General features: G+C 35.4%; 14 protein-coding genes and 2 tRNA genes. 8 read left to right on the top strand and 8 right to left on the bottom strand.

The window, feature by feature from the left end; translation table 11 throughout:
* Positions 1-3 precede the first annotated feature (3 nt).
* Positions 4-531, bottom strand: coding sequence for an isopentenyl-diphosphate Delta-isomerase (gene idi / locus ACUSJC_RS02740; protein ID WP_449268014.1), 528 nt, complete (start codon positions 529-531; stop codon positions 4-6).
* A 183-nt stretch (positions 532-714) separates the two neighbouring features.
* Here idi and ACUSJC_RS02735 point away from each other — a divergent pair, with 183 nt between their 5' ends.
* Positions 715-2,955: a cation:proton antiporter domain-containing protein gene (locus tag ACUSJC_RS02735; RefSeq protein WP_449268013.1), complete on the top strand. Its 2,241-nt coding sequence runs from the start codon at positions 715-717 to the stop codon at positions 2,953-2,955.
* Entirely contained in the window at positions 2,952-4,463 is a 1,512-nt protein-coding gene (locus tag ACUSJC_RS02730) for an NAD(P)H-hydrate dehydratase (RefSeq protein WP_449268012.1), read from the top strand. The genes ACUSJC_RS02735 and ACUSJC_RS02730 overlap by 4 nt, the downstream gene beginning before the upstream one ends.
* Here ACUSJC_RS02730 and ACUSJC_RS02725 read toward each other — a convergent pair.
* The 5 genes from ACUSJC_RS02725 to ACUSJC_RS02705 form a co-directional block, all read right to left on the bottom strand.
* The gene (locus ACUSJC_RS02725) at positions 4,453-6,015 is read right to left on the bottom strand and encodes an NAD(P)/FAD-dependent oxidoreductase (RefSeq protein WP_449268011.1); all 1,563 of its coding nucleotides are present in this window, start codon (positions 6,013-6,015) and stop codon (positions 4,453-4,455) included. The two genes, ACUSJC_RS02730 and ACUSJC_RS02725, sit on opposite strands and share 11 nt — an antisense overlap.
* A 69-nt stretch (positions 6,016-6,084) precedes the next feature.
* A tRNA-Asn gene (locus tag ACUSJC_RS02720) sits at positions 6,085-6,158 on the bottom strand.
* Positions 6,159-6,195: 37 nt separating this feature from the next.
* Positions 6,196-6,269 (bottom strand) — tRNA-Asn (locus ACUSJC_RS02715).
* A gap of 73 nt (positions 6,270-6,342) precedes the next feature.
* A complete protein-coding gene (gene rseP, locus ACUSJC_RS02710; protein ID WP_449268010.1) occupies positions 6,343-7,668 on the bottom strand; it encodes an RIP metalloprotease RseP in 1,326 nt (441 codons plus the stop codon).
* Between the two features lie 75 nt (positions 7,669-7,743).
* Positions 7,744-9,660, bottom strand: coding sequence for a M1 family aminopeptidase (locus ACUSJC_RS02705; protein ID WP_449268009.1), 1,917 nt, complete (start codon positions 9,658-9,660; stop codon positions 7,744-7,746).
* A gap of 140 nt (positions 9,661-9,800) precedes the next feature.
* Here ACUSJC_RS02705 and serS point away from each other — a divergent pair, with 140 nt between their 5' ends.
* From serS to ACUSJC_RS02675, 6 genes are all read left to right on the top strand, one after another.
* Complete coding sequence (gene serS, locus ACUSJC_RS02700; protein ID WP_449268008.1) at positions 9,801-11,072, top strand: serine--tRNA ligase; 1,272 nt, start codon at positions 9,801-9,803, stop codon at positions 11,070-11,072.
* Between the two features lie 75 nt (positions 11,073-11,147).
* Complete coding sequence (locus ACUSJC_RS02695) at positions 11,148-12,926, top strand: tetratricopeptide repeat protein (RefSeq protein ID WP_449268007.1); 1,779 nt, start codon at positions 11,148-11,150, stop codon at positions 12,924-12,926.
* A 116-nt stretch (positions 12,927-13,042) separates the two neighbouring features.
* Positions 13,043-13,369 carry a DUF4286 family protein gene (locus tag ACUSJC_RS02690; RefSeq protein ID WP_449268006.1) on the top strand — a complete coding sequence of 109 codons (327 nt, stop codon included), beginning with the start codon at positions 13,043-13,045 and terminating at the stop codon, positions 13,367-13,369.
* Positions 13,370-13,397: 28 nt separating this feature from the next.
* Positions 13,398-14,186 carry a 16S rRNA (adenine(1518)-N(6)/adenine(1519)-N(6))-dimethyltransferase RsmA gene (gene rsmA, locus ACUSJC_RS02685; protein WP_449268005.1) on the top strand — a complete coding sequence of 263 codons (789 nt, stop codon included), beginning with the start codon at positions 13,398-13,400 and terminating at the stop codon, positions 14,184-14,186.
* Positions 14,167-15,519 carry a magnesium transporter gene (gene mgtE / locus ACUSJC_RS02680; RefSeq protein WP_449268004.1) on the top strand — a complete coding sequence of 451 codons (1,353 nt, stop codon included), beginning with the start codon at positions 14,167-14,169 and terminating at the stop codon, positions 15,517-15,519. The genes rsmA and mgtE overlap by 20 nt, the downstream gene beginning before the upstream one ends.
* A gap of 2 nt (positions 15,520-15,521) precedes the next feature.
* Positions 15,522-15,758 carry a hypothetical protein gene (locus tag ACUSJC_RS02675; RefSeq protein WP_449268003.1) on the top strand — a complete coding sequence of 79 codons (237 nt, stop codon included), beginning with the start codon at positions 15,522-15,524 and terminating at the stop codon, positions 15,756-15,758.
* A 3-nt stretch (positions 15,759-15,761) separates the two neighbouring features.
* Here ACUSJC_RS02675 and ACUSJC_RS02670 read toward each other — a convergent pair whose 3' ends face one another.
* Positions 15,762-17,033, bottom strand: coding sequence for an MgtC/SapB family protein (locus ACUSJC_RS02670; RefSeq protein WP_449268002.1), 1,272 nt, complete (start codon positions 17,031-17,033; stop codon positions 15,762-15,764).
* A 101-nt stretch (positions 17,034-17,134) separates the two neighbouring features.
* Positions 17,135-19,333: a DNA helicase RecQ gene (gene recQ / locus ACUSJC_RS02665; protein WP_449268001.1), complete on the bottom strand. Its 2,199-nt coding sequence runs from the start codon at positions 19,331-19,333 to the stop codon at positions 17,135-17,137.
* Positions 19,334-19,384 lie beyond the last annotated feature (51 nt).

Below are 19,384 nucleotides of genomic sequence, written 5' to 3'. Positions count from 1 at the left end.
TTTTTAAACTTTATGACTTTCTAAATGATGATAAAATTCATCAAAAATGATTTTAAACCAAACGGTATAATTTTCAGGATGTTGTTGCAAATCGTTTTTAATGGCATCTATTGCCATCCATTTCCAACTTTCAACTTCTTCCGGATTAATTTCGGGTTCCCCGTTAAATCTTCCCAACATCACATGATCCAATTCATGTTCCGTTAAACCGTTATCAAAAGGCGCTTTATAAATAAAATGAAAAAGTTCTTTTAACTCTACTTCAAATCCCATTTCTTCTTTAAGTCTTCTTTTTCCGGCTAAAATATTTGATTCGCCCGGGCGTTGATGACTGCAACACGTATTGGTCCACAACAATGGGGAATGGTATTTTGATTTAGCTCTTTGCTGAAGCATTACTTCATTTTTATCGTTTAAAATAAAAACCGAAAAAGCTCTATGCAACAAAGCACTTCTGTGTGCTTCTATTTTTTCCATAAGACCAATGGGTTCATCATTATGGTCTACCAATATTACTTTTTCTTCTTTCATGCTTTTGAAAAATTAATCCATAGTTTTCAAGAATTACAAATTTAAGAATATAAACCGATAAAAAAACTTTTCAATGGTTCCCAACTTCCTTTTTTCATAATCTTTTCATAAAATTGACGGGAAAGGAAAATGTGGTTTGTTCGGTTACTAATCTTTGATTAATTTGGGGGAAAAATTAACTATATGCCAATATTCGCTTTATCTCAAAACACAATTCATTTACCCGGACTTATCACTGACCTTGGTTTGATCTTAATTACAGCCAGTATCGCGGTAATTATTTTTAAAAAATTGAAACAACCATTAGTTCTTGGTTATTTGGTTGCCGGATTTTTAGCAGGTAATAATTTTGATTTTTTTCCTACTGTTGAAAAAACACATGATGTTTCCATCTGGGCAGAAATCGGCGTTATTTTTTTACTATTCAGTTTAGGTTTAGAATTCAGTTTTAAAAAACTCACAAAAGTGGGCGGAACTGCTTCTATTACTGCGCTGACACAAATTATCTGCATGTTAGTTTTGGGGTATACTGTAGGGCAATTGATGGGTTGGACGAATATGGACAGCATCTTTTTAGGCGTTATTTTATCCATTTCGTCCACTACAATTATTTTAAAAGCTTTTGAAGAGTTAGGCGTGAAAAGTCAAAAATTTGCGGGAAATGTAATTGGTTCACTTATTGTTCAAGATATTTTAGCCATTTTGATGATGGTTTTACTTTCTACCATTGCGGTAAGTAGCCAATTTTCGGGCAGCGAATTAGTTTTTGCTATTTTCAAATTGTTCTTCTTTTTAATACTATGGTTCATTTTAGGTATCTTTTTTATTCCCAGTTTTCTCAATAAAGCTAAAAGCTTACTTACTGATGAAATGCTACTGATTATTTCTATCGCTTTATGTTTATTGATGGTTATTTTTGCAGCAAACGCAGGGTTTTCTCCGGGATTAGGAGCTTTTATCATGGGGTCTATTATTGCAGAAACTACCGAATCCGAACACATTGAAAAATTAATCAAACCCGTAAAAGATCTGTTTGGTGCTATTTTCTTTGTATCGGTAGGAATGTTAATCAATCCACAAACTTTGGTCACGTATTATGTTCCGGTTATCATTCTAACATTGGTTACCATCTTTGGTCAGTCGATAAGTTCTACCATTGGTTCATTGTTATCTGGCCAACCGTTAAAACAATCCATTCAAGCCGGAATGAGTTTGTCACAAATTGGTGAATTTTCGTTTATCATTGCTACTTTGGGATTATCTCTTAAAGTAACACAAGACTTTTTATATCCGGTTGTGGTGGCGGTTTCAGCGGTAACAACCTTTACAACGCCTTACATGATTAAATTCTCCACGCCATTTGCAGGTTTTGTCGAAGATAAACTTCCTAAAAAATGGGTTAAACAAATTGAACGCTATAGTGCCAACACCCAAGCCATAAAACCAACTAGTCTTTGGAGATCTTACATTATTGACTACGCACGACAAGTAGCCATTAACACGGTTCTAGTGGTTGCCATTATTTTATTATCGCGAATTTATTTATTGCCTTTTGCCGAAGAACTTAAACTTCCTTTTAGTTCGGTGATTACTGCCATAGCCACTTTATTGGTTTTGCTTCCTTTTTTATGGGCTATTTCCCTAAAACGTGTAAATAAAGAAGCTGTTCAAACTTTGATTCAAGAACGAAAATACAGAGGTGCAATCATCATTATGTTTATTGCCCGAATTTTACTTTCCGTATTCTTGATTGGTTTTATGCTGAACAAAATCATTTCGCCATTTTTAGGGATTATCATGTTCTTTTTGGCTATCTTTATATACATTACTTACACGAAACAAATCAATCAGTTGTATTATCGATTGGAGAATCATTTCTTAAAGAATTTTAAGGAAGAAGAAAAAGAACAAAAACCAAAAATGGAACGTCAGAACTTAACGCCTTGGGACGGACATATTGCTTCTTTTGTAGTTCCAAGTGATTCTACTTTTACCGGACATACTATTGAAGATCTGAAAATCAGAGAAAAATTCGGAATCAATATTGCTTTTATCAAAAGAGATACAAGGACATTCTATATTCCGGAAAAAACAGAAAGAATTTACCCTAAAGACGAATTGCATGTCATTGGAACCGATTCACAAGTAAATGAATTCAAAAAATATTTGGAAACACATCTGATTTCTACGGATAATTCAAATATGGAAATTGTACTATGGAAATTAGATTTGAAAAATACTGCTTTTTGTGGTAAAACCATTAAAGATTCTTTAATTAGAGAAAAAACAAATGGAATTATTGTTGGTGTAGAACACAAAGGACATCGTATGCTCAACCCTAAATCGAGTTATATTTTACATGAAGATGATGTCGTTTGGATTGTAGGTGATAAAAACAAAATTAAATCCTTTATTGAAGAATGAAAATCATAAATGCACAACAAATGAAAGTCGTTGATGCTTTCACTATTCAGAACAAACCTATTTCGTCCATTGATTTAATGGAAAAAGCGGCGGAAGAATGCAGCAAATGGATAATGGCTCATTTTGATAATCGTTATGATTTTCATGTTTTTTGCGGAACAGGAAATAACGGCGGTGATGGTTTGGCTATTGCTCGAATCCTAAAACAAAAACTATATCCGGTTACCGTTTACATCAAAAAAAGTGATAGCTATTCAGAAGATTTTGAATCAAACTTAGAACTTTGGCAAGACAATAAAGGACGAACTGTTACACTCGAAAAAAACACTGACTTTAATTTTCAGTTCAATGAAAATTCCATTATTATTGACGCACTTTTAGGCTACGGATTAAACCGACCATTAGCAGGTTTTGAAGCTGCATTAGTTAAGTCTATAAACTCTTTACATCATAAAACGATCAGCATTGATCTACCCAGCGGTCTTTTTGCCAATGATAACAGTAACAATACATACGATACTATTATTAATGCTGATTATACGTTGACTTTTGAGTTACAAAAATTAGCTTTACTCTTACCTGATAACCAAACCAAAAGTGGAGAAGTAGTTATTTTACCCATTGGTTTACTAAAAGAAAGTATTAACCAACAAGAAACAAATTATCATTTTACGACTTTCAGTGATTGCAAAGCCATTTACAAACCTAAACCTAAATTTGTACACAAAGGAACCAATGGTCATGCTTTAATCATTGCCGGAAGTTTAGGAAAAATGGGGGCCGCCATTTTGTCAAGCAAAGCCTGTTTAAAAAGCGGAAGCGGATTGGTTACAGCTTTTATTCCAAAAATCGGAAACAATGTCTTACAAATAGCAAACCCCGAAATTATGACGTTGTTTAGTGCTGACGAAAACACTATTGCCGGAACTATTGAAACCCATTTTGAAGCAGTAGGAATTGGTCCAGGAATAGGCAAAGCGCCCGAAACTTTAGAAACACTCAAGCATTTACTTTACTATTGCGATAAACCTTTGGTTTTAGATGCCGATGCTTTGAACTTATTAGCCGAAAATCAGGAATTGCAAAAATCAATTCCAATAAATAGCATTCTAACACCTCATCCTAAAGAATTATCGCGCTGGATTGGTTCTTGGAAAAACGACACCGAAAAAATAGAAAAAGTTTTAAAATTGGTGGACCAATTCAAAATTTACGTTGTTTTAAAAGGCGCCTATACGTGTATTTTTTGTCCCGATGGAACATTGTATTTCAACAGTAGCGGAAATCCGGGAATGGCAACTGCTGGAAGTGGCGACGTGCTTACGGGAATTTTAACCGGACTCTTAGCACAAGGATACACGGCTAAAGAGAGTTGTCTTTTAGGCGTTTATCTACATGGTTTAGCAGGCGATTTAGCAGCTAAAGAAAAAAGTCAGGAAAGTTTAATTGCTTCTGATATTATTGACTTTTTAGGAAAAGCCTACTTGCAGTTGAATCTTATTTCTTAAGACTTTCGGCAATTTTTAGCGCACATTTTTCACCATCAATAGCCGCTGAAATAATTCCTCCGGCATAACCCGCACCTTCACCACACGGATATAATCCTTTAATGTGTGTGTGTTCCAAAGTTATTGGATCTCTAGGAATACGCACTGGAGATGACGTTCTGCTCTCTGGTGCATGCAAAATAGCTTCATTGGTAAAATAACCTCTCATGCTTTTTCCAAATTCCTGAAATCCTTGACGCATGGTTTGCGTTAAGAAACTCGGAAATACTTCTCCCAATTCCACTGAAGTCGTACCCGGAACATAAGAAGTCTTCGGAATTTCAGCAGAAATTTTATTTTGTGAAAAATCAACCATTCGCTGAGCCGGAACTTTTTGAGTTTGCCCCGCCAAGCGCCAAGCGCGTTGTTCTATATCTTTTTGGAATTCCATTCCTGCTAAGGGACCAAATTTAGCAAACGGTTTAAAATCTTCCAACCGCAATTCCACCACAATTCCGGAATTAGCCGTAGCCTGATCGCGTTTAGAAGGCGACCATCCATTAGTAACCACTTCGCCATCTGCTGTGGCACAAGGCGCAATAACACCACCCGGACACATACAGAAGGAATACATTCCTCGGCCGTTTACTTGCTTCACAATCGAATAAGGAGCCGGAGGCAAATATTGTCCTCTAAAATCGCAAGAATACTGAATGCTATCAATCAATGTTTGCGGATGCTCGGCACGAACTCCTAACGCAAAAGGTTTAGCTTCAATTTCAACCCCTTTTTGATACAACAACTCAAAAATATCACGAGCCGAATGCCCGGTAGCCAAAATAATATTAGACGCTTCAATGGTATCACCTTGTTGTGTAACCACACCTTGTACTTGATTATTTTTAATCAAGATGTCATTCACTCTAGTTTCAAACAAAACCTTTCCACCGTGAGCAATGATTTTTTCGCGGATATCTTGAATAATCTGAGGTAATTTATTGGTTCCGATATGAGGATGTGCTTCCACTAAAATTTCAGCCGAAGCACCATAAGCTACCAATAACTGAAGAATTCGATCTACATCGCCTCTTTTTTTGGAACGCGTATATAACTTCCCATCAGAATAAGTACCTGCACCTCCTTCGCCAAAACAATAATTGGAATCAGGATTTACAATTTGATCTCTGTTAATTGCTTTTAAGTCACGACGACGGCCTCGAACATCTTTACCGCGTTCTAAAACGATAGGTTTTAATCCTTTTTCGATTAATTGTAAAGCAGCGAACAATCCGGCAGGACCTGCGCCAACCACAATTACTTCTTGTGCATTTTCTACATTGGGATAATCTGGCAATTCAATAGTAGTGTCATAATAATCTTCGCCTATCAAATACACCAAAGCCTTAATATTGATTTTGATGCTTTTTTGACGTGCATCAATGGAACGCTTTAACACGTTTACCTTTTGAATTTCTTTAGGAGAAACATGAAATAGCTTAGCTACATGTTGCTTTAACAACTCTTCTTGAGCTGCTACTTCGGGTGTGACTTGAAATTGGAATTCTCGTGGCATGACAACAGTAGTATTTAACGTGTTGATACAAAAAAAGCCCAACTTTCGCTAGGCTTTCTATTTTTTTTGCTCCCCCTCTTGGGCTCGAACCAAGGACCCTCTGATTAACAGTCAGATGCTCTAACCAACTGAGCTAAGGAGGAATAACCGTATAGGTTAAATCCGTTTACAAAAAAGTTGCTCCCCCTCTTGGGCTCGAACCAAGGACCCTCTGATTAACAGTCAGATGCTCTAACCAACTGAGCTAAGGAGGAAGGTGTATTACCTTTTTTGCGAGTGCAAATATAAGTGGTTTTTTTGTTCTCGCAAATTATTTTTATAAAAAAATTAGAAAATTTTATCGACTACTAATTGAAAAATATCCTTCCCAAAAGTTAAAACCATTAAAGTCAACAAGATAATCATTCCAGCGGTTTGAACATAACCTGCAGCTTTATCACTTAAAGTTTTTCCGGTAATCATTTCAACAATAGTAAACAAAGCATGACCACCGTCTAAACCAGGAATTGGCAACAAGTTCATAAAAGCCAAACCGATTGAAAACAAAGCAGTGAAATTCCAAATAAATTCCCAATCCCAACTATCAGGTAATTGACGAGCAATTCCTACCGGACTCTTCACTTGTTTATAGGCTCCTGTTGACGGTCTTAAGATCAATTTAAAGCTTTTTACGTTGTAAACCAACAATGCCCATGATTCTTGTATAGCTACCGGAATTGCTTCCGTGATACTCATTTTTTGATCTACTATGTAATTATCCTTCAAATAAGTTCTAAACATAAAACCCAATTTCCCTAAAGAGTCTGTTTTAGCTTTCAATACTTCTTCTTTATTTCCTCTAAAAACAGTCAAATTCACTGAATCGTTTTTATGTTTATCTAAGATCGTCGGCAATTCATCTTTGAAAACAATCTTTTGATCGTTTAGAGCTACAATAGAATCTCCTTTTTGCAAACCAGCTTTATAAGCAGCTGTTCCTGCCCAAACAGAATCCACTACGGCTCCATACGAACGAGGTTCTATAAAGCTTTTGCCTTCTTTAGCTAAGATGTCGCCAATTTGCTCATCCGTTAAATTCAACGTTACTTCTTTTCCATTACGATCCACTTTAACTTCGCTACTAAACAAAACGTCCATTACCATACGGTTGAAATTTTCTTGAAATTTTCCATCAACCGAAATAATTTTATCTCCATTTTGGAAACCTGCTTTTTGACCTACCTCGCCAAAAGCCAATCCATTTTTCTGGATAATCTCTGTAGAAACATATTTTTTACCAACTGTGGTATACATTACCGTGTAGATAAACCAAGCCAAAAGGATATTTACAATAATCCCTCCTAACATAATAATCAATCGTTGCCAAGCTGGTTTTGAACGAAATTCCCAAGGTTGTGCCTCTTGTTTCATTTGTTCAGTATCCATACTTTCATCAATCATGCCTGAAAGTTTTACATACCCGCCAATAGGCAACCACCCGATTCCCCATTCGGTTTCTCCGATTTTCTTTTTAAACAAAGAAAAACCGGCATCCATGAACAAGTAGAATTTTTCAACTCTTACTTTAAACCATTTTGCAGTGATGTAATGACCAAACTCGTGAAGAATAACTAAAACCGATAAGATAAAGACGATTTGTGCTAATTGAATCATTTATATTTTTATTTTTACTTAGAACGACAAAAGTAAGGTTTTCACCTTACTTTTTATCATTATTTTAAACAGAGTCTATTTTTTTATCAATTTTTTATGAATTTCACCTTCATTGGTAAACAACTTTACCTGGTAAACTCCTTGAGATAAAGACGTCATATCTATTGTTGCCGTATTACCTTCCAGCACTTTTTGCCCTAATTCATTAAAAAGAATTATCGATTGTAATTGAACATCATTAGGAATTTTCACTGTCAATATATTTTCAACCGGATTAGGATATAGACTAATCACCTCATCAATACTGAAAGTTTCTGCATTCAAAGTAGCTGTATTATTTCTGGAAATAATGTGATAATTAGGATCAAATTGAACTCCGGTAACTGTAAAAGGAACTGAAACAATAAATTCTTGTCCATTAAACGTATTATCCACCACTACGTCTTGCTCTTCTCCTCCTGCACCTGTCAAACGAACTTCCAATGGCATTTCAAAATAACTTACCGAAGGATCAGACTGTGTTTGATTTACGGCAATTTTGACTTGACCCGCACCCCAATTTTGAGCCGTAACTGAATAGGATGGATAGCCTTGATTGTAAATCCAATCGTTAAAGAATTCTGTCAAACTACTTCCATATGCAGCTTCCAAATGCGACTGTAATTGAGGGGTAATCGCATAAGCATAAGCCAAATTTGTATCTGCTAAATAATTCTGTATCGCTTGAAAAAACAAAGCATCACCCATTTTCCAACGTAACATGTGAACTACCATAGAACCCTTGTTATAGGTTAGTCGACCACTAAAAATACGATTAACATCTGTAGCTTCTGCATCTGTCAGATAAACAGCTCCATTAGGCTGAGAAGTGATGCTTGCTATTTTTGAGGCTTTCCAAGAAACAAAAGTTGAAGCACCAGATAAATTCTCATAAATCAATCCTGATAAATATTCCGCAAAGCCTTCATTTAACCAAATATCTTTCCACGACCCACAAGTGATTTTATCTCCAAACCATTGATGTCCTAATTCATGAGCTATCAAATCTCTACTAAAATTAACCATAAAAGAAACCGTAGTATGCTCCATTCCTCCTCCCCAACTAAATTGAGCATGACCATATTTTTCATTCAAGAAAGGATAAGGTTCAAATAATGTTTCATATACATTCATAATAGATACGGTTTCCGCCAACTGTGACTGAGCGCTAGTATAATTCTCCGGATATACATAATTTACTATAGGAAATGTGGTCCCAATTCCTGCAGTTTGCGTATAAATTTGATAATTAGTTACTGCAATAGCAATTAAATACGCCGGAATAGCATATCCGTGATGAAAATGAGTTGTTTTGGTACCATTTCCATTATCAATAGCTGACTGTTCTAATCCATTTGAAACTCCTACATAAGCTGAAGGAGCAGTAATATAAACATCAATAGAATTTACTTTATCATTCAAATCTTGCTTACATGGCCACCAGTCGCGTGCTCCAAACGGTTCAGACAATGTCCATAATACCGGCGTTCCACTATGAGTAGTTGTTACAAAAGAACCAAAACCATTTGCCGGCGGAGAACCTGCATAAGTTACAACAACTGTACCGCTATTACCGGAAGTAAGAGTAGTTTGAAAAGTAATCACCAATTCTTTTGAGGTCTGCTGAACAAATGACAAACTATTCCCATTCATGGTTACACTAGAAACTGTTAAAGCTTCATCCAGATCAAAAGTAATAGTATTCATATCTTCCAAAGCAGTAAAAGTTGTTGTTACAGTTCCGGAAATATAATATACCGCAGGATCTACTGTAAATCGCAACTCATGATATGTAATATCGTAATTTTGCGTATTTGGATTGACTTGAAAATCATGAACAGCAGCAGCAGATTTCATTTCAGCTTCAACCATTCGTTCAAAATCATCTTGTTCTGTTTGAGCAAAAGAAAAAAAGCCCAACACAAAAAACACAAAAAAGTAAAGTTTTTTCATTTTTTGGCAAATTTTAAGCTAATGTAACCAAAAGCAATCATTTATTAAAATTTTAAATAATTCCCTTATTTAAAAATAAACTATTTGATTATCAAATTCACACTAAATTTCTTTAAATTTGCCACTTAAATTTTTTAATCATGTTACAGATAGCTTACATTAGAGAAAACAAGGAAGAAGTTATCAAAGGATTAGCCAAGAGAAATATGGACGCTAACGATTTGGTAAATTTAGTGGTAGATTTAGACGAAAAAAGAAGAACTACTCAAGTTGAATTAGACAACACACTTGCTGAATCCAATAAGTTATCCAAAGAAATCGGCGAATTGATGCGCAGCGGTGATAAAACCCAAGCTGAATCACTTAAAGAAAAAACAGCTCAATTAAAAGAAAAAAGCAAAGAACTTACCGATGTTTTAAACGAAGTAACTGCTTCTTTACAAGAAGAATTATATAAATTACCTAATATCCCTAATACTATTGTTCCGGAAGGCAAAACTGCGGACGATAATTTAAATGTATACCAAGAAGGTGACATCCCAACATTATTTGAAGGTGCTTTACCACACTGGGAATTAGCTAAAAAATACGATATCATCGATTTTGATTTAGGGGCTAAAATTACAGGTGCAGGTTTCCCGGTTTATAAAGGAAAAGGAGCTCGTTTACAACGTGCCTTAATCAATTACTTTTTAGACAAAAATACCGCTGCAGGTTATCAGGAAACACAAGTTCCGCATTTGGTAAATGAAGCTTCAGGATACGGAACAGGACAATTGCCGGATAAAGAAGGACAAATGTACTTTGTAGGCGAAGACAACCTATATCTAATCCCAACAGCAGAAGTTCCGGTAACCAATTTATACCGTGATGTTTTATTAAATGAAAACGACTTACCTATTCTTTGCACAGGTTACACACCTTGTTTCCGTAGAGAAGCAGGTTCTTACGGAGCTCATGTTAGAGGTTTAAATCGTTTGCACCAATTTGACAAAGTAGAAATCGTTCGCATTGAACATCCTGACAGATCTTACGAATCACTAGACGGAATGGTGGAACACGTTAAAGGAATTTTACAAGAATTAAAATTACCGTTTCGCATTTTAAGACTTTGCGGTGGCGATATGGGATTCACTTCAGCATTAACTTATGACTTTGAAGTATTTTCAACAGCGCAAGATCGTTGGTTAGAAATTTCATCAGTTTCTAATTTCGAAACTTTCCAAGCAAACCGATTGAAATTACGTTTCAAAGATAAAGAAGGTAAAAACCAATTGGCACACACTTTAAATGGAAGTTCATTAGCTTTACCTCGTGTATTAGCCGGAATTTTGGAAAATTATCAAACTCCGGAAGGAATTGTAATTCCAGAAGCCTTACGCCCATACACAGGATTTGACATCATTGACTAAGCGTTAATCTTATACAAAACAATGCACTATTTTAACACAAATATGTTAACTTAGTGCATTCTTTATTTTTTAAATATGCAAAAAGCCTTTCTTACTTTTTTTATTTTATTTCAATGGATATTGTTTGCCCAAAGCGATCAATTGGCATTAGATTATTTCGAAAAAGGCGAATTTGACAAGGCACTTACTTTACTTGAACCGCTTTTAGAAAAGCAACCTTCAAACAGCTTTTATTTTGATAAAGTTATTTTTTGTTATCAACAATTACAACAATACAGCAAAGCAGAAGATTTAATTGTCAAAAGAAGTAAAAAATCCTTTCAACCGTATTTACTGATTGAAGAAGGTTATAATTGGCAATTGCAAAAGCAAGAAAACAAAGCACACAAGAAATATGAAGAAGCTTTAAAGACTATTGAAAATAATCCTAATTATGCTTACCAAATAGGAAGTGTTTTTGAAAAAAAAACGTTACCTAAATGGGCTCTAAAAGCCTATCAAAAAGGTCAGGAATTAAATCCAAATATCAACTTTGACTATCAAATTGCATTATTATATGGTCAAATGGGACAACTGGACGAAATGACCAATAAGCTTTTGGATTATGCTTATAGTAAACCCGACAACATTGTAACCGTACAAAACTATTTAACGCGTTTTCTACTGGATGACGCCAGCGAAAGTTTCAATGCCAGTCTAAAAAAAGCACTGCTGATACGAACACAAAAAACACCAGATGTATTTTGGAACCAATTTTTGAGTTGGTACTACGTTCAGCAAAAAGAATACGGTAAAGCTTTTGTTCAAGAGAAAGCAGTTTTTAAAAGAGATCCGGAGTCGTTGTACAATATTATTTCGTTAGCTAAAATGGCTGTTGAAGACCAACAAACCGAAGATGCGGCTACCATGTTTGAGTTCATTCTCGCCAATACGCAAAATACGAGTTTGCAAATTGAAGCCGAACAGTATTTAATGCAAACCAAAATAGCGAACGCTGACGCAAAAGATTACCCGACACTTTTAGAAAACATGAAGCTTTTGCTTAAAAAATATGGTTTTACACCTTATACATTAGAATTGCAAATCATGACTGCTCATTTTGAAGTTTTTTATTTGAATGATGCACCATCAGGAATTACACTATTGCAACAATCGTTGGATTTGCCGTTGAACACCAGACAGGCTGCAAAGATCAAAATGGAATTGGCTGATATTTTCTTGTATGACACCAAATTCAATCAGGCGATTTTGTACTATGCACAAATTGAAGACAACCTAAAAAATGACGAAATGGCTCACGAAGCCAGCATGAAAATGGCAAAAGCCAACTATTATAAGAAAGATTTTGACTGGGCTTTACAAAACGTAAAAGTCTTAAAACAATCGCCCAGTTTATTGATTGCTAATGACGCTTTGGAGTTGTTTTTACTCATCCAAGACAATTCGGTAGAAGACAGTACCAAAACAGCGTTGAAAGCTTTTGCAGAAGCCGATTTAAAATTGTACCAAAACAAGAAAAAAGAAGCTTTAACCGAATTTCTTCAGGTTGTGGAACAACACAAAGGCGAAAAGATTGAAGATGCCGCCTTGTGCCGAATTGCCGGAATTTATAACGACACTAACGACTTTACAAATGCGTTGAGTTATTACGACGCTATTTTAACGGAACACAAAGAAAGCGTGTACACGGACGAAGCTTTATTTTTTTCGGGCGAAATTTACAATAAAGACCTCAACGATCCGGAAAAGGCAAAAATCTTTTATGAAAAAATAATTTTTGAACATCAGGATAGTATTTATTACACTGAAGCCAGAAGACAATATAGAATTTTAAGAGGAGATACGAATATTTAAACACAATTGCGTTAGGGGTTGAAGCGGCATCTTTTGTTTTCCATTTTCAATGGAAACAAAAATATAGCGAAAGACCCGACCCGAAGGGAAACGCCCAAATAAAAACAAACAGCTTTATGATTATATACAACGTTACGGTAAATATTGACGAAACCGTTCACCACCAATGGTTAGAATGGATAAAAAACAAACACATTCAGGATGTTTTGGCTACCGGTTTGTTTAACAACGCGCGTATGGTGAAAGTTTTAGTGGAGGAAGAAATGGGCGGAACTACCTATTCTATACAATATTTTTGTCCTTCGCGTGAGAATTTAGAAGTATATTATAAAGACCACGCACCGAGACTTCGCGAAGAAGGTTTACGTCTTTTTGGCGATAAAATGCTTTCGTTTAGAACAGAACTTGAAGTAATGAACGAATTTTTTGCCGAAAGCAACTAATTTTTCTTTCCATTTTTAAACACTATCCATGGACAAAGTAAGAGCTAAAAAACACTTAGGCCAACATTTTTTGAAAGATGAAAATATAGCCAAAAATATAGCCGACACCTTAACGCTGAATGGCTACAAAAAAGTTTTGGAAATAGGTCCGGGTATGGGCGTGTTGACCAAATATGTTTTGGACAAACCGGTGGAGACTTTTGTGATTGAGATCGACACCGAATCGGTTGAATATTTGGAAAATCACTATCCGAAGTTGCACAATCATATTATTTCTAAAGACTTTTTAAGATACAACATCAACGAAGTTTTTAATGGCGAACCGTTTGCTATTATTGGAAATTACCCGTATAATATTTCGTCTCAAATTGTGTTCAAAACTTTAGAAATGAGAGATCAAATTCCTGAATTTTCAGGAATGTTCCAAAAAGAAGTTGCCGAACGCATTTGCGAAAAAGCCGGAAGCAAAACCTACGGAATTCTATCGGTTTTAACGCAAGCTTTTTATGAAGCCGAATATTTATTTACGGTTCCGGAACATGTATTTAATCCGCCACCAAAAGTAAAATCGGGTGTTTTACGATTAATTCGAAAAGAAAATTATCAGTTGCCTTGTGAAGAAAAATTGTTTTTTTCGGTAGTAAAACAAGCTTTTAACCAAAGAAGAAAAACACTTCGAAACAGTTTAAAAAGCTTTATTAGTAGCGATATTTTAAAAGAAGATAGTATCTTTGACCTGCGTCCGGAACAACTTTCGGTTGAACAATTCATTGATCTAACTCAAAAAATAGCTGCCCATGGAGTTCAAAATCAGTAGAGAGCTTATTCAAGAACTTGAAGTTTTAATTCAAGAAAATAAAGAACAGGAAGTTTTTCACCTGCTCAAGGATATGCACTATGCTGACGTTGCCGAAATCATGGAAGAATTAGATGATTATGGCGCTATTTATATTTTCAACACTTTAGATTCTGAAAAAACGGCTGAAATCCTATTGGAATTGGATGAAGAAGTCAGAATCAAAATTTTAAAAAGCCTTTCGCCTAAAGAAATTGCAGATGAGTTAGACGAATTAGACACCGATGACGCTGCCGATATTATTGCCGAATTACCGCAACATAAAAAAGAGCAGGTAATATCGGAATTAGAAGACGTGGAACACGCAAAAGACATTGTGGACTTATTGCGTTACGACGAAAATTCTGCCGGCGGTTTGATGGCTAAAGAGTTGGTCAAGGTCAATGAAAACTGGAACGTTCTCACATGTGTTAAAGAAATGCGTGCACAAGCCGAAAATGTTACTCGTGTGCACTCTATTTATGTTGTGGATGACGAAGAACGTTTGAAAGGTCGTTTATCTTTAAAAGATTTATTAACGACTTCAACCACGACACCTATTCGAGATGTTTACATTCCAAAAGTAGACTATGTAAAAGTTGATACGGATAGTGTGGAAGTGGCTCGTATCATGCAAAAATATGACTTGGAAGCCATTCCTGTTATTGACGAACTAGGACGATTAGTCGGACGAATTACCATTGATGACATCGTTGACGTTATTAAGGAAGAAGCCGATAAAGATTATCAGTTGGCAGCCGGTATTTCACAAGACGTTGAAGCCGATGATAGCATTTTAGAATTAACCAAAGCTCGTTTGCCTTGGTTGGTTTTGGCGCTTTCGGGAAGTTTTGTTGCCGTAAAAATTGCCAGTACATTTCAAGGTGCTATGAATGATTTTCCGGTTGTATTTTTCTTCACACCGCTTATTGCCGCCATGGCAGGAAATGTAGGTGTGCAATCATCCGCGATTATCGTTCAAGGTTTAGCTAATAATTCGTTGAGTGGTTCGCTTTGGAAACGATTGATTAAAGAATTACTTTTGAGTTTATTGAATGGTCTTTTCTTAGCCATTTTATTATTAATAGGAAGTCATTTTATTATTGGCGTCGAATATTTGGTTGGATTCACCGTAGCTATTTCTTTGGTTTCTGTAATTATTTTGGCGGCTTTAATTGGCACATTTATCCCGATTACATTAAATAGATTTGGGATTGATCCGGCTTTAGCCACGGGACCTTTTATTACAACAAGTAACGATATCTTCGGAATTTTAATTTACTTTTCGATTGCCAAAATTATTTTAGGGTTTTAAAGATGAGAAAAATAAAATTAATCTGGGATTTCAGAGGTCCGGCAGCCGCTAAAACAGCTGAACATCACGATATTCACTTAAAGGAATTCTTAGAAAAAGAAAAATATTCGTTACAGATTACTGGCTTTGAAATCGTAAATGATATGTACGCCACTGCTTTTTTAGTAGTTGAAGAAAAAGACATGATTCCGTTTCGCGATGCTTTAAGACCGCACCGAGGAGAAGTGTATGCTGAATAATTTCTAAATATACATCAGCAAGACGACTACTATATTAAAAAGTAAGACCAAACCAAAACCTTTTAGAATCCATTTTTTAGTTTCATTGGCACTTAAAAACCAAGCATAACACATTTTCAAAATATTGTTACTTAAAATTGCCTGAAGGGTTGCCAAAAGCAAAACCGATTGACTTACCGCATAATTTCCTTGGAACAAATTCAACAAAAAAGGATCAATATCGGTGAACCCGACGATAATAGAAAGCACATTTAATCCTTGTTGCCCGAAATGAGTAATTGAAAATTGGGTAACCACTGAAAACAAAACATATAAAAGGGCAAAAACTACGGCTACTTTAAATTCCAACGGATTGCGATCGTCTAAAATGGCTTGAGGTTCTGAGTTCTCTAATTCACTTGTTTTGTACAACCAATAGCCAACGGTTAGTGTAACACCAAATAACCCCAAAAAATAAGGCAACGCTTTTAAGGCTAATTGCGAATTAAAAATTACAATTAAAATATAAATTCGCAAGAACATCACTGCCGTAGCCATGATAATAGTGGCAGCATACGCTTTGGGCTGATTATTGGTTTCTTTACTTTTTCTTGCCAAAATTATAGTACTGGCTGTACTGCTATACAATCCACCTAAAATTCCAGTGAGCAATAACCCTGATTTTGGAAACACATATTTACGAAGTAAATAACTTAAATAAGAAATAGCTGAAACGATAACAACCGCCAACCAGATTTTATAAGGTGAAACCGGTAGCCAATCAAGGTTAGTTTCTTCCGGAAGTAAAGGTAAAATCACACCACCTATGATTGTAAACTTAGCCAAAATAATGAATTCTTCAGAATCTAATTTGTTGCTAAAATCCTGGAGCGGTTTTTTGATTTGAGCTAAAATAATAACCGATACAAAAAACAATAATGAAAACCAATGCGGATTTTTAAGCAGAATCAAGGGAAAGGAATAGGTAATTAATCCCAGAAGAACCGTGGTTAGTCCATAATGTTGTTCGGTTTTTATTTTTTGAAAATAATAGATCGCCAAAAAAGAACCTACGGTTACAAAGCCTACCAAAAAAGGAACTAGTCTTTCAGTATCAACCAAAAGGAGCATAAAGCCCAAAACTCCAATAAAGGTAAAAGTTCTATCGGTTCCAAAAGTTAGTTTCTCTTTCTCATTTGGAAATCGCTTACGTTGCTCTAACCCGATACTTAAAGAAAAAAGTACAATTAAAACAAACTCAACTAAATTTTGCGGAACCCAATTCGCTATTTCCATTAATTTCTTTTTCTATTAAAAGGTAAGAATTTCTTAAAAAATGAAATAAAAAAGGTGCAAAGAAAACATCTTCACACCTGTTCTATTTGAATGCTATATTTTTAATTCGCTACTTCACTGATAAATTTAATACGCATTAATCGCAATTCTTCGGTATCATAATCGCCATCAAATTCTTTTAATGCATCTTTGATATTATCTGATTCTGAATCCATGAAGTAATCGTGAATTTCTTCTTGTTGGTCTTCGTCTAAAATATCATCAACCCAATAGCTGATATTTAATTTCGTTCCCGAATACACAATTTGTTCCATCGCTTTTAGCAATTCGTCCATTTCTAAACCTTTTGCTTTAGCAATATCATCTAAACCTAATTTTTTATCCACACTTTGAATGATGTACAACTTCAAAGCAGAATTGGTTCCTGTAGATTTCACCACTAAATCGTCCGGACGAATTATATCGTTATCTTCTACATAGCGCGAAATCAATTCTACGAATTCTTTTCCGTATTTTTTAGCTTTTCCTTCTCCTACTCCATGAATATTTCCTAATTCATCAATAGAAATTGGATATTTCAAAGACATATCTTCCAAAGAAGGGTCTTGAAACACTACAAATGGTGGAACACCCAATTTTTTAGCAACTTTTTTACGCAATTCCTTCAGCATATTCATCAAGGCTTCATCTGTAGTTCCTGATGATTTAGCTGATGTTGTTACGTTTTCGTCTTCATTTTCACTATATTCATGGTCTTCCGACATAGTAAAAGATTCCGGATTTTCAATAAATGCTTTTCCTTTATCGGTTAATTTAACCACACCATAAGATTCGATGTCTTTTTTGATATAACCTGCTACTAAAATCTGACGAATTAAAGCCATCCAGTAACGTTCATCAAAAGCTTCTCCTTTACCAAAAAAAGGATTAGCATCCACTTTATGCGCTTTGATAACGGCATTTACTTTTCCTAATAAAGCAAAAATAATTTCTTTAGCCTTGAATAATTCTTTGGTTTCATTAATCATTTGGAGTAATAACTTCACCTGATCTTTTGCTTCCACTTTTTTCTTAGGATTACGAACGTTGTCATCCATATCAGCTCCTTCCCCGTTTAGATCGTCAAATTCTTCACCAAAATAGTGTAACAAATATTTTCTTCTTGACATCGATGTTTCGGCATAAGCTACCACTTCTTGCAGCAACGCATATCCTATTTCTTGTTCCGCAACTGGTTTTCCAGCCATGAACTTTTCAAGCTTTTCAATGTCTTTATATGAATAATAAGCCAAACAATGCCCTTCGCCACCATCACGACCGGCACGACCGGTTTCCTGATAATAACTCTCCAACGATTTTGGAATATCGTGGTGAATTACATAACGAACATCCGGTTTGTCAATTCCCATTCCGAAAGCAATAGTTGCCACTACCACATCTACATCTTCCATCAAAAACATATCTTGATGTCTGGCACGTGTTTTAGCATCTAATCCTGCGTGATACGGTACTGCACTAATGCCGTTGACTTGAAGCAACTGCGCAATATCTTCTACTTTTTTTCGACTCAAACAGTAAATCACACCCGATTTTCCTTTGTGTTGTTTAATAAATCGAATAATATCACCTTCAACATTTTTCGTTTTCGGACGAATTTCATAAAACAAGTTCGGACGATTAAACGAAGCTTTATATGCATTTGCATTTGGCATATCCAAATTTTTCAAAATATCTTCTTGAACTTTTGGTGTAGCCGTAGCGGTTAGACCAATAATAGGCACATTATCACCTAATTGTCTAATAATATTTTTCAGATTTCGATACTCAGGCCTGAAATCATGTCCCCACTCCGAGATACAGTGTGCCTCATCAATAGCTACAAAAGAAATATTCACTTCATTGAAAAATTGAATATATTCTTCTTTGGTTAAAGATTCCGGTGCCACGTACAACAACTTGGTCACTCCCGAAGTAATATCGTTTTTAACTTGGTTAATCTCTGTTTTGGTTAAAGAGGAGTTCAAGACGTGTGCCACACCGGGCTCAGAACTTAAACTTCTAATAGCATCAACTTGATTCTTCATCAAAGCGATTAATGGAGACACCACAATTGCAGTTCCATCAAGTACAAGAGCCGGCAACTGGTAACACAACGACTTTCCACCACCCGTAGGCATGATTACAAAAGTATTATGTCCGTTGATGATACTGTTTACGACTTGTTCTTGTAGTCCTTTGAATTGGTTAAACCCGAAATATTTCTTTAATTCTTTGTGTAAATCAATTTCGCTCGGTTTCATTCTCTATTAATATGATTTTACATAAATTTGCAATTATAAAGATACAATTTT

This window comes from Flavobacterium sp. U410 (assembly GCF_053570605.1).
This window is presented reverse-complemented; position numbering and strand designations above follow the sequence as displayed.